14 protein-coding genes are annotated in these 16,950 nt (G+C 32.4%); 3 read left to right on the top strand and 11 right to left on the bottom strand.

All coding sequences use genetic code 11. The features are described from left to right. Positions 1-119: 119 nt before the first annotated feature. The 6 genes from P7F85_RS05615 to P7F85_RS05590 all read right to left on the bottom strand — a co-directional run bounded on the left by P7F85_RS05615 (position 120) and on the right by P7F85_RS05590 (position 9,145). Positions 120-1,064, bottom strand: coding sequence for an acetyl-CoA carboxylase carboxyltransferase subunit alpha (locus P7F85_RS05615; protein WP_046464400.1), 945 nt, complete (start codon positions 1,062-1,064; stop codon positions 120-122). Continuing rightward, a complete protein-coding gene (gene accD / locus P7F85_RS05610; protein ID WP_002465452.1) occupies positions 1,064-1,921 on the bottom strand; it encodes an acetyl-CoA carboxylase, carboxyltransferase subunit beta in 858 nt (285 codons plus the stop codon). Before accD ends, P7F85_RS05615 begins: the two co-directional genes overlap by 1 nt. Before the next feature lie 177 nt (positions 1,922-2,098). After that, the gene (locus P7F85_RS05605) at positions 2,099-3,328 is read right to left on the bottom strand and encodes an NAD(P)-dependent malic enzyme (protein ID WP_015364914.1); all 1,230 of its coding nucleotides are present in this window, start codon (positions 3,326-3,328) and stop codon (positions 2,099-2,101) included. Between the two features lie 326 nt (positions 3,329-3,654). Next, complete coding sequence (locus tag P7F85_RS05600; protein ID WP_031464009.1) at positions 3,655-6,849, bottom strand: DNA polymerase III subunit alpha; 3,195 nt, start codon at positions 6,847-6,849, stop codon at positions 3,655-3,657. A gap of 27 nt (positions 6,850-6,876) precedes the next feature. Next, positions 6,877-7,818: a DHH family phosphoesterase gene (locus P7F85_RS05595; RefSeq protein WP_002465952.1), complete on the bottom strand. Its 942-nt coding sequence runs from the start codon at positions 7,816-7,818 to the stop codon at positions 6,877-6,879. Positions 7,819-7,846: 28 nt separating this feature from the next. Beyond that, entirely contained in the window at positions 7,847-9,145 is a 1,299-nt protein-coding gene (locus P7F85_RS05590; RefSeq protein ID WP_002465953.1) for a DRTGG domain-containing protein, read from the bottom strand. 203 nt (positions 9,146-9,348) lie between these two features. On the opposite strand from P7F85_RS05590, the gene P7F85_RS05585 reads away from it, so the two are divergent. Further along, positions 9,349-9,762 (top strand): universal stress protein, encoded by a 414-nt coding sequence (locus P7F85_RS05585; RefSeq protein WP_002452208.1) that lies wholly within the window; start codon positions 9,349-9,351, stop codon positions 9,760-9,762. A 149-nt stretch (positions 9,763-9,911) separates the two neighbouring features. Here P7F85_RS05585 and P7F85_RS05580 read toward each other — a convergent pair whose 3' ends face one another. Then, on the bottom strand, positions 9,912-10,601 hold the full coding sequence (locus P7F85_RS05580; RefSeq protein WP_447158575.1) for a metal-dependent hydrolase: 690 nt from the start codon (positions 10,599-10,601) through the stop codon (positions 9,912-9,914). 146 nt (positions 10,602-10,747) lie between these two features. Here P7F85_RS05580 and P7F85_RS05575 point away from each other — a divergent pair, with 146 nt between their 5' ends. Further along, positions 10,748-11,803, top strand: a complete 1,056-nt coding sequence (locus P7F85_RS05575) for a M24 family metallopeptidase (protein ID WP_015364911.1) — start codon at positions 10,748-10,750, stop codon at positions 11,801-11,803. Between the two features lie 79 nt (positions 11,804-11,882). Here the strand turns inward: P7F85_RS05575 and ald are convergent, their stop codons facing one another. Further along, on the bottom strand, positions 11,883-12,998 hold the full coding sequence (gene ald, locus P7F85_RS05570) for an alanine dehydrogenase (protein WP_002466569.1): 1,116 nt from the start codon (positions 12,996-12,998) through the stop codon (positions 11,883-11,885). Between the two features lie 153 nt (positions 12,999-13,151). On the opposite strand from ald, the gene P7F85_RS05565 reads away from it, so the two are divergent. Beyond that, entirely contained in the window at positions 13,152-13,652 is a 501-nt protein-coding gene (locus tag P7F85_RS05565; protein ID WP_002452204.1) for a universal stress protein, read from the top strand. A 202-nt stretch (positions 13,653-13,854) separates the two neighbouring features. On the opposite strand, the gene P7F85_RS05560 is transcribed toward P7F85_RS05565, so the two are convergent. The 3 genes from P7F85_RS05560 to tpx form a co-directional block, all read right to left on the bottom strand. Then, entirely contained in the window at positions 13,855-15,093 is a 1,239-nt protein-coding gene (locus P7F85_RS05560; protein ID WP_046464401.1) for an acetate kinase, read from the bottom strand. Positions 15,094-15,180: 87 nt separating this feature from the next. Further along, a complete protein-coding gene (locus tag P7F85_RS05555; protein ID WP_015364910.1) occupies positions 15,181-16,128 on the bottom strand; it encodes a class I SAM-dependent methyltransferase in 948 nt (315 codons plus the stop codon). 147 nt (positions 16,129-16,275) lie between these two features. After that, on the bottom strand, positions 16,276-16,770 hold the full coding sequence (gene tpx / locus P7F85_RS05550) for a thiol peroxidase (RefSeq protein ID WP_002466570.1): 495 nt from the start codon (positions 16,768-16,770) through the stop codon (positions 16,276-16,278). Between the last annotated feature and the right edge of the window lie 180 nt (positions 16,771-16,950).

Raw genomic sequence — 16,950 nt, 5'->3', positions numbered from 1 at the left:
TACTACTTCCATCAAAAGAAAGGACTTATATTGATGTAAACGTTTTTAATTATGACTTTTATTTTAACGATAATAAAAATAGAGCAATAGTCTATAAAATGACTACTACTCTATTCCTCTTATTCTATAAAAGAACCAATATTTCTAAATTTATTAAAGCGATCTTCAGCTAATTGTTCTTTATCAAGTTGTTCTAATTCATTTAAATGAGCAACAAACGCATCTTTAATAGATTGTGCTTGAACTTCTATATCTTTATGTGCACCGCCAAGTGGCTCATTAATCACATCATCTATTACATTTAATTCATGTAAGTCATGTGCTGTGATTTTCATTGTTTCTGCAGCAATTTTAGCTAAATTACTATCTTTCCATAGTAATGCTGCTGCACCTTCTGGAGAAATTACAGAGTATGTACTGTTTTCAAGCATTAATACTCTGTTAGCAATACCAATACCAAGGGCACCACCACTTCCACCTTCACCAATAACGACTGCAATGACAGGTACTTTTAAAGAAGCCATTTCTATTAAATTAGTGGCAATCGATTCACTTTGACCTCTTTCTTCAGCTGCTTTACCAGGGTATGCACCTTTCGTGTCAATAAATGTGAATATTGGTCGATTAAACTTTTCAGCCTGTTTCATAAGTCTTAATGCTTTTCGGTATCCCTCTGGATGAGCCATACCAAAATTGCGATATATATTGTCTTTAGTATCTTTACCACGTTGTTGGCCAACAACAGTAACTGCTTTACCGTTTAAATAACCAATACCGCCAATCATAGCTGGATCATCTCTAAAGTTACGATCTCCATGTAATTCTATAAAAGAATCAAATATCATAGGAATATAGTCTAAGGATGTTGGTCTTTCTTGTAATCTAGCTATTTGTACCCTATCCCATGGTTTTAAATTTGTATAAACCTTTTTTGTTTCACGTTCTAAAGAAGCTTCAAGCATATCGATTTCTTCTTGTAAATCAACATCATTCTTTTCTTGAGATTCTTTCAACGAATCAATTTTCTTTCTAATTTCAAAAAGTGGCTTTTCAAAATCAAGCATTAGCTTTTCACCTCTTGATGTAGATTTAATATATTTGCAAGTGTTGTTCTCATATCTTTACGATGTATCACTTTATCGAGTTGACCATGTTCTAATAAAAATTCTGAAGTTTGGAAATCCTCAGGTAATTTTTCATTAATGGTTTGTTCAATAACACGTCGTCCAGCAAAACCAATTAATGCTTTGGGTTCACTTAAATTAATATCGCCAACTGATGCAAAACTTGCAGACACGCCACCAGTTGTAGGATTCGTGATATATGAAATATATAATAATCCTGCGTCAGAATGTTTTTTTAATGACACACTCGTTTTACCCATTTGCATTAATGAAATAATACCTTCTTGCATACGAGCGCCACCACTAGCAGAGAATAAAATAAACGGCAAACGATGTTCAGTACAATAATCAATAATTCGACAAATTTTTTCACCTACAACTGATCCCATACTACCCATTCTAAATCGTGCATCCATTACTGCTACACCGTATTCAATTCCTTCTAATTTAGCAGTTCCAGTAACAACTGCTTCATTTAGATCTGTCTTTTTCTGATCCTTTTCAATCTTTTCAATGTATCCAGGAAAATCTAAAGGATTAGCAGATGTCATGCCTTTATCAAATTCATTAAATGTACCTTCATCCGAAATCGCTTCGATTCTTTTGTACGCAGATAATGAAATATGATGGTCACAATTAAAGCATACATTTAGGTTCTCATCTAATTCTTTGGTATACATGATCTTTTTGCATTTAGGACATTTAGTCATGATTCCTGCTGGCACATCATTTTGTTTAGAATCTTGAACTGTTAGATATTTCTTTTTCTTTGTTCGATTAAAAAAATCTTTAAACATAGGAAAACCTCCAAAAACCTCTGACCTTTATAAGGATTAAATTTATACTCATGAAGCATTTATAATTATGTATAGTGATAAAGTACTATAACGACATTTGTAACCTACACGTTATAAATGTCGTTATATTTAAACTTCATCCAAATATAATATTCTATATGAATATATTTATCAATATTATTTTAAGTCTGTTAATTTCATTGTTTTATCATACACATCTTGTGGATTAACTTCAATTCGAGCTACTCCTGATTCCATCGCCGCTTTGGCAACTTCGCGAGCTACAGATGGTGCAACACGTTTGTCAAATGGTCCAGGAATGCAATAATTCGGTTCTAATTCTTTACTGTCGATTAAGTCTGCAATTGCTTCTACTGCAGCTTTTTTCATTTCTTCATTAATATGGGTTGCTTCAGTATCCAATGCACCTCTAAATATACCTGGGAAAGCTAATACATTATTAATTTGGTTTGGATAATCTGAACGTCCAGTTCCAACAACTTTGGCACCAGCGTCTTTAGCATCGTTCGGATTGATTTCAGGATTAGGATTTGCCATTGCAAATATAATTGGATCTTTGGCCATACTCTCTACCATTTCTTTAGAAAGTAAATCTGCTATAGATACACCTATAAATACGTCAGCATCTTTAATGACTTCGCTAAGCTCGCCTTCAGTTTTATCTTTGTTTGTCCATTTAGCGACATATTCTTTCGTATCATTCATGCCATAGCTTCTGCCTTCAAATATAGCACCTCTTGAATCACACATAACCATATTTCTAACACCATAAGAATATAATAGCTTCACAATAGCTATTCCTGCTGCACCTGCTCCATTTAGAACTACTTTGATATCTGATAAATCTTTATCAACGATTCTAAGAGCATTGATTAATCCTGCCATTGTGACTATTGCTGTTCCATGTTGATCGTCATGGAAAACCGGAATATTTGTTTCTTTTTTCAATCGTTCTTCAATTTCAAAGCAACGTGGTGCTGAGATATCCTCTAAGTTTATACCACCGTAATTGGGTTGGATTAATTTAACTGTATTAATAATTTCCTCAGTATCTGTTGTATCAAGTGCATTAGGCACACCATTCACACCAGCAAAACTTTTAAATAATACAGCTTTACCTTCCATAACAGGAATACTAGCTTCCGGGCCAATGTTCCCTAAACCTAATACTGCTGTTCCATCAGTAACTACCGCTACTGTATTACCTTTAATTGTATAGTCATATACTTTTCTTTCATCTTCATGAATTTCTTTACATGGTTCAGCAACACCTGGTGAATAGGCTAAACTTAATTCTTCTTTATTAGTAACTTTAACATTAGGTGTTACTTCTAATTTACCTTGGTTTTCTTTATGCATTTCTAGTGCTTCGTCTCTTAAAGACATCAAAAATCAACCCCTATTTATTTAGTTATAAGAATTAGATGATGCTAGTTATCATTCGTTTATTATTATAATACGTTTTCACATTCTAATAATAATGAATTGCTTACCTACAGGTTCTAGAGTGAATTAAAACTAGCAATGATTTAATTATCAGTCACTACTTTTATAATTATTTTTTCTGCTGATCATTCATATTTTATCATTAATCAATGAATAAGATAATGACATTTACAAACAAATAGAACAAAAAACAATTATAAAAATAAACTGATGATTAAAATATAAATCATCAGTTTACTATATCACAATTCAATTCTAGATAAAAGTTATACAAAACGGATATCACTTGGTTTAAATAACTTAACTAAATCAGTTAAAAAAGCTGAATTTTTCTTAATATAACCTAATCTTGACATTTCATTTGTTTGATCATTGAATGATAAAACCTCAATGGATTGATCTATATTTTCCTGATCTAAATATTGATAGAACCCTTCAACTTGATCAACTTTTCTAACAATAATTTGTTTGGTTTGGTTCAATTTCAATGATTCAAATGCTTCCTCTGTATAAATATCATTGATAATCAACTGCGTTTTTCCATTTCGTTTATCGAATTTTCCTTGAACGACATAAATTTGTTCCTCAGATATATCAAGTTCATATTTTTTAAATTGATTTGGAAATATGACGCCATCCAGTAAATGAATACCATCATTCAAGGTTACGAATGCCATATTTTGACCATTCTTTGTTCTAATTCGTTTAATTTGATCAAACTGCACTAAAATAGGCTGATGGTTTTTGGCATTACTTAATTTGTATATCGTTAAATATTGTTTCTTGTTAAATTCTTTCTCTACAGGGTGCTTAGAGATATAAAATCCTAAGTATTCTTTTTCATATTCACTTATTAATTGATCTGGTAATTCTTCTTTTTCTTCATAAGATTGTTTTGGTGTGAAGAAATCGAATAACATATCATCTTGTTCTATATCGGTTACTTGATCAATGACTTGGTCAATTGAATGTAATAAAGTAGCTCGATTTTTACCGAATATATCAAAGGCACCCACTAAAATTAAAGATTCTAATAATTTTCGGGTTTTTACTCTTTTAGGTAATCGTCTTGCAAAATCAAAGAAATCTTTAAAGTCACCATTTTGATATCTTTCGTCTACGATCAGTTTCACACTTTGATATCCCGCACCTTTAATAGCACCTAGTGATAAATAGATACCATCGCTTGTTGCTTTATAGAACCAATGACTTTCGTTTATATTGGGTGGTAGTATCGTAATACTCTGATGTTTAGCCTCATCAATCATAGCAGCTGTTTTTTTCTCACTGCCAATTACATTACTTAATATATTGGCATAGAAATAATTAGGATAATGCACTTTTAAATAACTCATTATATAAGCGATTTTCGAATAACTAACTGCATGTGCTCTAGGAAAACCATAATCAGCAAATTTTAATATTAAATCAAAAATTTGTTTACTCATATATTCGTCGTAGCCATTTTGTTTAGCACCATCAACAAAGTGCTGTCTTTCACTTTCAAGTACGGCTCTATTCTTTTTACTCATTGCACGTCTTAAAATATCTGCTTCACCATAACTAAAGTTGGCAAATTGACTAGCGATTTGCATAATTTGCTCTTGATAAATAATAACGCCATAGGTATTTTTCAAAATAGGTGCTAAGTCTTTGTGTAAATATTCAACTTTTGATGGGTCATGTCTTCGTGTAATATAAGTTGGAATTTCTTCCATAGGTCCAGGTCTATATAACGAAGTAACAGCAACGATATCTTCGAAATGTTCAGGTTTTAACTTTTTCAATACTCGGCGTACGCCATCTGACTCTAATTGGAAAATACCAGTCGTATCTCCTTGAGACAATAATTCAAAAACTTTTGGATCGTCAAAAGGTATACGTTCTATTTCAATGTTGATATTCAAATCCTTTTTAACTTGATTGATAATTTGATGAATGATGGATAGATTTCTTAAACCTAAAAAGTCAATTTTTAATAAACCAATGCGTTCAGCTTCAGTCATTGTCCATTGTGTTAGTAATCCTGTATCTCCTAAGGTCAAAGGTGCATACTCATACAAAGCATGATCATTAATAATAATCCCTGCTGCGTGAGTTGACGTATGTCTTGGTAGACCTTCTAACTTTTTACATATTTCAAACCATCGTTCATGACGATAATTACGATGAACAAATTGTTTGAATTCATCATTTTGATAAGCTTCTTCTAAAGTGATTCCTAATTTATGTGGGATTAATTTAGAAATTTCATTTAGCGTTATTTCATCAAACCCCATAATACGTCCCACGTCTCGTGCAACAGCTCTTGCAAGTAAATGACCAAATGTTACAATTCCGGAAACATGTAATTGACCATATTTTTCTTGAACATATTGAATGACTTTTTCACGTCGTGTATCTTCAAAATCAATATCAATATCAGGCATCGTTACTCGTTCGGGATTTAAAAAACGTTCAAAAAGTAAATTAAATCTTATAGGATCTATTGTTGTAATACCAAGTAGATAACTTACCAATGAGCCTGCTGAAGATCCACGCCCTGGTCCAACCATCACATCATGTGTTTTAGCATAATGAATTAAATCACTTACGATTAAGAAATAATCTTCAAAGCCCATATTTGTGATAATGTCATACTCATGTTTTAATCTTTTCCAATATTCTGGTTGTTTCAAATTTAAATGATTTAACTGATCTTCAAGTTTCTGCCATAAGTATATTTTAGAAGTTTCACCATTAGGCGTTTGGAACTGAGGTAATAAAGATTGATGATAATTTAACTCTGCGGTACACATTTGTGCAATTTTGTCAGTATTAACAATTAATTCGTCACTACATTCCAAATTTCGAAGTTCATTTTTATTAAATAGATGTTCATGGTAATCTTCTTGTTCAGCTACTAAATCTAATTTACTATTTTCTTTAATGGCTTGAAGTGCTGAAATCGTATCGGCATCTTCATTATTTAAATAACGCATGGTATTCAACCAAACAAACGATCTATGATTAATCGCAATACAATCTTGGTTAAGATAGACATGTTCTTTATCATTAAAAGCATCAATAAATTGTAAATGATGTTCTTCGGCACTTTTAAATATGATGACGAGATGATTTGCATAACGTTTCAACCACTCAATAGGAATATCTTCTTTTTCTTTCATTTTAATCGCTGATGATAATTGATATAAATCTTTTAAGCCATCATTATTTTGTGCCAATAGTACAGTCTCCAATTGATACAACCCATCAGTTAAATAGACGGTCATACCAAAAACGGGGTGTATCCCCGCTTCTAAACACGCATCATAAAATTTAGGATAGCCATACAAAACATTAGTATCTGTGATTGCAAGGTGTTCAATGCCTTCGTTCTTAGCTTTTTTAACGACATCCGATATTCTTAAGCTAGAATTTAATAAATCGTATGACGTATGAATATTTAAATATGCAACCATGTTTGTATGACTCCTTTCTTTTTTTATTTAATTAAGCTTTTGACGTAAAGCGTGTGCTAATGCATCAAATTCTTCCCAACTATATACTGAGACACCTGAGGCATTAGGATGACCGCCACCACCAAAATCATTTGCTATATCATTAATGACATATTGCCCTTTAGAGCGTAAACGACATCGAATTTGATCTCCTTCGTCTACACCAAACATCCAGATTTTAAGTCCTTGAATATCTGCTACTGTATTTACAAATTGAGATGCTTCATTTGCTTTAATTTTATATTGCTCTAATACATCTTTAGTAATTTTGACTTGGCAGTAGCCATCACTATGCAATTCGAAATTTTGTAGTACATAACCTTGAAATGGCATTAAGCGAGGGTCCTTTTCAGACATTTTATTGAGCTCAGCATTATGATCAAATGGGAAACCAAGTAGTTTTCCTGCAACTTCCATTGTATGTTGTGTTGTATTACCGAATAAGAAGCGGCCAGTATCTCCTACAATACCTAGATATAGTACACGTGCGACATCTTCATTAATGATACTTTCATCATTGAAATGAGGAATCATATCGTAAATGATCTCACTTGTAGAAGAAGCATCTGTATTAACTAAATTAATATCACCGTATTGATCTACTGCTGGGTGATGGTCAATCTTCAATACTTTCTTTCCTAATTTAAACCTTTGGTCATCCACACGTGGCGCATTCGCAGTATCACATACGATTACAAGCGCTTCTTTATAAGTGTTGTCCTCTACGTGATCAAATGTCCCTATAAAATTAAGTGACGCTTCTTCCTCACCCACTGCAAATATATGTTTATCAGGAAATTTAAGTTGTAAATAATATTTCAAACCTAATTGTGAACCATATGCATCTGGGTCGGGTCTTACATGTCGATGAATAATTATTGTTTCATTTGATTCAATTTCTTTCATTATATCGTTCATTAGTGTTTCCATTTTATTAACTCCTCTAGTTTATCTTTGATTAGTATCCCTCAAACATTTGACATATAACTGATGCAATCGCTACTTTTTCATTCTGACAGTACATCGTCACTTCTAATTTAGCAAAGTATCTCCCTACATCAAGCATTTCATATTTAACATCAATACCCGTTTCAATCGGCACTGTTTTCAAGTAAATGATATTTAAGCTTTCTATCATCACATTACCCTTTTTATATTTTCTCATCTCATGACGTAAAGTTTCTTCAATGATTCCTACAAATACTGCTTTACTTAAAGTACCATAATGATTAGTTAATAATGGGGATACATCAGTTTGAATACCATCATGATTAATAGTTATATGTTTGGCAATTTGATCATTAATCGTTTCACCAATTTGTGGTTGTCTCCCTAATAATTGCATAGATTTCAATACATCTTGTCTATTGATAACGCCGACTGCTTTTTTATTATTATCAGTAACTGGTAGTAATTCAATACCTTCCCAGATTAATAAATGTGCACAACTCGCGACTGTGTTTGACAATTTAACACTAATTGGATGTTTCGTCATAACATCTTCAATCATATCATTGTCGCTCATATTAATAATTTCTCTACTGGTTACTATACCTACTAACTTGTAATCTTTATTCACAACAGGAAAACGTGTATGACCTGTTTCATTCGCGATTTGTTTATAATCATCCAAAGTCATCGTGTTTAATAATACAGAAAGTTCGTTTATTGGTTTCACAATATCTTCTACCACTAAAATTTCTTTCCGGATTTTTTGATTGAACATAGCGCGGTTAATAATATTTGCAACTAAGAACGTATCATAGCTAGATGATAATACTGGTAAGTCATGCTCATCAGCATACTGAATGACTTCTTTTGTTGGCTGAAATCCACCTGTAATTAAAATGGCTGTACCACGTTTCAATACTTCGAGTTGTACATTTCTTCTATTTCCTATAATTAATAAAGTTTGTGGTCCAATATATCTTAAGATATCACTTAATTCCATAGCACCAATGGCAAAGTTTGAGACTGTTTTATTGACGCCATTCTTACCGGCAATAATTTGGCCTTCAACAATATTGGCAATTTCATTAAATGTTAAATTATCTATTTCATCTCGATTTCGTTTTTCAATCCTAACGGTCCCCACTCTATCAATAGTTGTAACTAATCCTATCTGCCCCGCATCCTTAATTGCTCTATAGGCTGTACCTTCAGAAACAGCTAAATCTTTGGCGATTTTTCTAACTGAAATTTTTGAACCAATTGCTAATGATTCAATATGTTTTAAAATTTGTTCATGTTTAGTCATTACGTTACCTCTTCTTAGAACAATGTTATGCCTATTATAACTTTTTAATCAAAAAAAATCATTGACGCACACTCCTAAATATTCAAAACCCTAATATTAAATTTACAACTTTTGTAAAATGGTAATTTTATTAAAAAACCTTTTAATTTAAATGGAAATATCCATCTTTTTTTATTAGAATGGAATTGAGGAGGGGTGGACTTATGTATAAAAAGATTTTACTAGGTGTAGACACTCAATTAAAAAATGAAAAAGCTTTAGAAGAAGTATCTAAACTTGCTGCAGATGACGCGGTAGTCACTATTTTAAATGCTATTAATGAACAAGATGCTCAAGCATCTATCAAAGCTGGTGTTCATTTAGACAAAATTACCGAAGAACGTAGTAAACGTTTAGAAAAAACACGTAACATATTAGAAAGCTATGGTATTGATTACGATCAAATTATTGTTCGTGGTAATGCTAAAGAAGAACTGCTCAAACATGCAAATAGCGGTAAATATGAAATCGTGGTTTTAAGTAACCGCAAAGCTGAAGAAAAGAAAAAATTCGTTCTTGGTAGCGTAAGTCACAAAGTTGCTAAACGAGCAACTATCCCTGTGCTTATCGTAAAATAATATCTTACTTAACTCATTTACACTAGTTATCTATAAAGACTTACTCGTCTTTACTAGATAATTAGTGTTTTTTATTTACTGAAAAATAAAAGCGGGACGGAAATAACATTTTAATAAAATTTATTTCCGTCCTGCTCCGACAAAATTGACTAGAATTGAACCTCTTGTCCTGGCTCTAATATTTGAACTTCCCCTACTTTAACTGCATCTTTAAATTGCTCTGGATCTTGTTCAATTAATGGGAAAGTATTGTAATGAACTGGTACTGAAATGCTAGGCTTAATGAATTCATTTATAGCATAAGTTGCATCATCTATGCCCATTGTGAAATTATCACCAATTGGGATAAAGCATACATCTACAGGATGTCGTTTAGCTATTAATTCCATATCACTAAATAGACCTGTATCTCCTGTATGGTAAATAGTTTTACCTTCTGCTTCAATTACAATACCCATTGGCATACCTAAATATACAGGAATACCATTTTCATGTGTATAACTTGAACTATGGAAAGCTTGTACGTATTTAACGCTACCGAAATCTAATTCAGCTTTACCACCAATGTTCATACCTCTTACATTTTCTACACCATGATAAGTGCTTAAATATCCAGCAATTTCTGCGCAACCGATAACTGTAGCGTGATTTCTATTAGCTAATTCTACTACATCGCCAAAGTGGTCTTCATGACCATGAGTTAAAATAATATAATCTACATCTAATCTTTGTTCATCTAAATCACATTTATCATTTCCTGAAATAAAAGGATCTACAATGACTTTTTTACCGTTTCCTTCAAAATAAATTGTTGATTGACCATGAAATGAAAGTTTCATTATCTTAGCCCTCCTAATCGTTTATATGCTTATTATACCCTAGCAACTATGTTTTATAACACGAAAGTAAAGGAATGATTCAAACTTTGAAATATGTTGTTTTTTAGCATAAAATTAAGTTAATCATTTTAAGGAGGAAAAACTTCATGACAAAAATCAATGAAATTATTAATTATCTACAAAAAGAAAATGCTGATGCTGCTTGGATTACTACACCACTAAACATCTATTACTTTACTGGCTATCGTAGCGAACCACACGAAAGATTATTTGCATTATTAATTCAAGCTAGTGGTGAAACAGTGTTATTCTGTCCTAAAATGGAAGTTGAAGAAGTTAAAGCATCTCCTTTTGACGGTCAAATTATAGGTTATTTAGACACTGAAAATCCTTTCGATTTATACCAACAATCATTTCAACATATGCTTATCGAAAGTGAGCATTTAACAGTTAAACGCCAACGTGAAATAACACAAGCATTTCATGTTGAACAATATGGTGATATCGACCAAACAATTAAAAATTTAAGAAATATCAAGTCAATTGATGAAATTGAAAAAATTAAGCATGCTGCTCATTTAGCAGATAAATGTATTGAAATCGGTGTGAACTATTTAAAAGAAGGAATCAGTGAACGTGAAGTTGTAAATCATATTGAAAATGAAATTAAGAAATATGGTGTGAATGAAATGAGCTTTGACACTATGGTATTATTTGGCGATCACGCTGCTTCACCACATGGTGTTCCAGGTAATCGTCAATTACAAAATAATGAGCTAGTTCTCTTCGATTTAGGTGTCATCTATAATCACTATTGTAGTGACATGACTAGAACAGTACAATATGGTACACCTAGCAAAGAAGCATTAGATATATATAATATTGTTCTTGATGCTGAAAAATCAGCAATTGATGCTATTCGTCCAGGTGTTAAATTAAAAGAAATAGATAAAATCGCGAGAGATATTATTGATCAATCGGGCTATGGCGACTACTTCCCTCATCGTCTTGGTCATGGTTTAGGCTTAGAAGAACATGAATACCAAGATGTTTCTAGCACTAACGATAATGTTTTAGAAGCGGGAATGGTCATTACCATTGAACCTGGTATTTACGTTCCTGGTGTTGCTGGTGTTCGTATTGAAGATGATATCTTAGTTACAGATAGCGGTTGTGAAATCTTAACGCATTACGAAAAATAATTCTGTCTTAAATATTATTAACGCCCTCAAATGAGTTGGATACATTTGAGGGCGTTATTTATATTTTGAAGATTTTGGATTATTTTAATGCATCTTCAACAGTTGTGTATTTCATATTGAATGCTTCTGCAACACCTTGATGTGTTACATGACCTTTATACGTATTTAAACCTAAAGATAAAGCATGGTTAGATTTAAATGCCTCTCTATAGCCTTTGTTTGCTAATATCTGAGCAAAAGGTAATGTAGCATTATTCAATGCTAATGTAGATGTACGTGGTACTGCACCAGGCATATTAGCAACTGCATAATGAACAACGCCATGTTTGATATATGTTGGATCATCATGTGTTGAAATTTTATCTGTTGTTTCAAAAATACCACCTTGGTCAATTGCGATATCTACAATTACAGAACCATTTTTCATTTGTTTAATCATATCTTCTGTTACAAGATTTGGTGCTTTAGCGCCAGGAATTAATACTGCCCCTATTACTAAATCACTATCTTTAACATACATTTCAATATTTAATGGGTTAGACATAATGGTATGCACTCTACCATTAAATAGATCATCTAACTCTTGTAAACGTTTAGGATTGACGTCTAATACAGTTACATCAGCACCTAAACCTAATGCAATTTTAGCTGCATTTGTACCTGCTTGGCCTCCACCAATAATTGTTACTTTACCTTTAGGTACACCTGGTACACCACCAAGTAAGATACCCATTCCACCATTAAATTTTTGTAAAAATTCAGCACCGATTTGTGTTGCCATTCTACCTGCAACCTCGCTCATCGGACTTAACAATGGTAATGATCGATCTGGCAATTGTACTGTTTCATAAGCAATACCAATCACTTTATTATCTACAAGTGCTTGTGTAAGTTTTTCTTCATTTGCTAAATGTAAATAAGTGAATAAAATTAGCCCCTCTTTGAAATATTGATATTCTTCTTCTAATGGTTCTTTAACTTTAACGACCATATCAACATCCCAGACTTGTGACGCTTCTGAAACAATGTCAGCTCCTGCTTCTTTATAATCTATATCTTCAAAGTATGAGCCCATTCCAGCATTAGTTTCAACTAAAACAGTGTGTCCTTGTTCAACCAAGGCATGTACACCGCTTGGTGATAGACTTACTCTGTTTTCATTGTTTTTTATCTCTTTAGGAATACCTATTTTCATTCCACACACCTCCTCCATTATAGTAACGCGAAAGCCTACTAAAACACAAATGAAAGCGCCTACAAAAATACACAAAAATGTTAATTTTTAGAGTAATATTTTCTGAAAAATGTGGTAATATATAAGTAAGAAAAGACGAAAGGGGTACTGACGATGATTACTTACAAAAATATTTTAATCGCAGTCGACGGTTCACACGAAGCAGAATGGGCATTTAATAAAGCAGTTGGCGTAGCAAAACGTAACGATGCTAAACTAACAATTGTGAATGTCATTGATTCAAGAACTTATTCTTCTTATGAGGTATATGATGCTCAATTTACTGAAAAATCAAAACACTTCTCTGAAGAGTTATTAAATGGTTATAAAGAAGTTGCTACAAATGCTGGTGTTACAAACGTTGAAACGCGTTTAGAATTTGGTTCACCAAAAGCAATTATCCCTAAAAAAATCGCACCTGAAGTTGGTGCAGACTTAATTATGAGTGGTACGTCAGGTCTTAATGCCGTTGAGCGTTTTATCGTAGGCTCTGTTTCTGAAGCCATCGTTAGACACGCACCATGTGACGTACTAGTAGTAAGAACTGAAGAAATGCCAAATGATTTCCAACCTCAAGTTGCTACACCACAATTACGTGAAAGATATTCAAATTAATTAATAATAAAAATAGTGATTGAAATAATCATTTTTGTGCCAGTAAATGAGATCATTTACTGGCCTTTTAATATGTTGTTTAAGTTTGCTTCTATTTTTCGTAATATTTAATTTAAATTATCTGTTCTTTCACTATACGAAATCTGATTATCTCTTCAAACTAAAAAAAGGAACGACAATGTCGCTCCTTTTTATGCAATTTCTATTTTGATTCAACGTTTTCATCTGAAGATGTTTCTTCAGTTTCTAAACCACCATATTTAATAACATCTCTAGATATCATTACTTCTTCATCTGTAGGTACTATAAGTACTTTAACAGGTGAATGTGGATAGTTAATATCTCCTTCTTCACCATGGAGGTTTTCATTTTTCTTAGGATCCCAATAAACGCCCATAAATTCTAAGCCTTCTAATACTTTACCACGAATAATATGAGAGTTTTCACCTATTCCTGCTGTAAATACAATGACATCTACACCGTGCATTCTTGCGGCATATGAACCGATGTATTTATGAATTTTAGAAGCAAATAAATCAAGTGCTACACGCGCTCTATGACGACCATGTTTAGCTTCTTCCGTTAAATCACGTAAGTCACTTGAAGTACCAGTAATACCTAATAAACCAGATTCTTTATTTAAGATATTAAGTACTTCATCAGCATTTTTACCAGTTTTTTCCATAATATATGGAATTAAAGCTGGATCTAAGTTACCTGAACGTGTACCCATAGTAACACCTGCTAATGGTGTGAATCCCATTGACGTATCAATTGACTCTCCGCCATCAATAGCAGCGATTGAAGCACCGTTACCAATATGACATGAAATAATACGTAAATCTTCAATTGGTTTACCTAATATTTCTGCAGCACGTCGTGATACATATTTATGACTAGTGCCATGGAAACCATATTTACGGATACCATAATCTTCATAATAACGATATGGCAAGCTATATAAATATGCTTGTTCAGGCATAGTTTGGTGGAAAGATGTATCAAAAACAGCAACGTGTGGGATATCAGGTAATAACTTTCTAAATGCTCTAATACCCATTAAATTGGCAGGGTTATGCAATGGTGCTAGTTCACTTAATGCCTCAATTTGCTGTTCAACTTCATCAGTCACAACTACTGATTTAGGGAATGTTTCACCACCGTGCACTACTCGGTGACCTGTACCTTGAATCTCATTGATATCTTCGATAATGTGATGTTCTTTAAATTTCTCTAACATCAAGTTAACTGCTTCTTCATGATCTTTAATATCTCTGACTTCAGTTAATTTTTCCCCTTCAACAAGAATTGTAAAAATAGAATCGTCCATACCAATTCTTTCTACTACGCCTTTTGTTACTGTTTTTTCTTCAGGCATTCTAATAAGCTGGAATTTCAAAGATGAACTACCAGCATTAATCGCCAAAATTAATTTTGACATAAGATTTTGTCCTCCATCATTTGTTTAGTTATATTTTTCACATTTTATTTTATCATTAATACAGTTTGAATTCTATACTGTTACAGATTATTTTTTTGTATGATTTGTGTCCATCCATTGATTTAATTCAGTAATAAAACCTTGGAATTGTTGTGGATTTTTAAAATCAGGTATATTCGCTAAGAACACTTCAACTGGTTTTGTTACTTCTGCTTTTTTCTTCTGTAATATAAGTATAGATTTTCGTGCTTTTTCATTTTTAAATAACGTAGGTGGTAGATTTAAAAATGCTTGCATTTCTGTTTCTGTAGTAATGAATTTTTCTAACTGTTTCACATGTTCTCCTGAGAACAACTCACTAGGAACAACTAAAAATGCATATCCTGCCCCTTTTAATGCATTAACAGCTTGTTCAATTAGTAAGTAATGGGAGTAACTATGCCCCTCTTCGAAACCTAATTTCATTTCTTTACTACGTTCGTCTACTGGATAATAGCCAATCGGTAAATCACCAATGACAATATCAGATTCTTCTAATGGTAGTGGCATAATTGCATCTTGTGGATATACATCAAAAGGTATTTCCAAATAATTTGCAAGATGGACGCTCACTCTAGAAAGCACTGGATCTACTTCAATAAGATGATGCATAATAGTCGTCTCAGTTAATACTTCCTTAACAGCAGCACTTAAATGGCCTGCACCACTTGCAATATCAACAACATGCAACTCTTCTTTATCTTGTGTAAATCGTTGTACTAAAAATCCTAAAATCAAACCGATTGAATCTGGTGTAATTTGATGATTAGCCTGTATATTTTCCTCTTGCATTAAACTTAAATATGCAAATTGGAATGCCTTTCTTCTATCTTGAAGTGTAGCTTGTTCTAACATTTCTCGTTGATTAGTATAGATATCTTCCATCGCTAGTCCTAGATTTTCTATAAAACTTTGCCCATTTTCTTGGTTTAAAGTCTTCGCTTTTTCATCTAAATGATGGAATAATCTTTCCATAATCGTATTTTCTTCTGCCATTTAAATCCCTCTCTATAAAAAGCATCCATCGCTTTCATAGTGAAATCAGTTGCTGTCATATTATCACTTGTTAAAACAATGGATGCTTATTTCTCACACTATATTCTAAAAGTTTCCACCTTTAGACAAATAGTTGTAAATCTCAATTTATAAATTTTGATATGCTTCTAAAGCTTTTTCGAAATCTGGGAAGTTTGTACCTTCACTTACAATTTCTTTATATACCACTTTGTTGTCTTGATCTAGTACGAAAACGGAGCGCGCTAATAATCGCATTCCTTCCATAACTACACCAAAGTTTTCACCAAATGATAAATCTCTATGGTCGCTTAATGTCACTACATTATCTAAGCCATTAGATGCACACCATCTTTTTTGTGCAAATGGTAGGTCAACTGAAATTGTTAATACAACACCATCTTCTTGTGATGCTTCTTCATTAAATTTACGTGTTTGTTGATCACATACACCAGTATCGATTGATGGAACAACACTAATCAATTTTTTCTTATTAGCATAGTCATCTAAAGATTTTTGATTTAAATCGTTATCTAGTACTGTGAAATTTGGGGCAACATCTCCTTCATTCACTTGTTGTCCTGATAATGTTACCGGGTTATTTTTAAATGTAATTTCAGTCATAAATATGACCTCCTATTTATATTTTTCATCCATTAATATCATACGACATCAATATGACCAAATTCAATTTTAAACTTTTATATCTTAAAAATTCATTATATATATTGATAAATGATTTTTGACTTAATAACTTACAATTTGTTAATAAAAAAGCAAACCTTTGTATGAATTGATTGTTCT

It is taken from the genome of Staphylococcus sp. aM (assembly GCF_052975125.1).
Note: the sequence above shows the minus strand (reverse complement) of the source record. Positions and strands in the feature narration are given on the sequence as shown.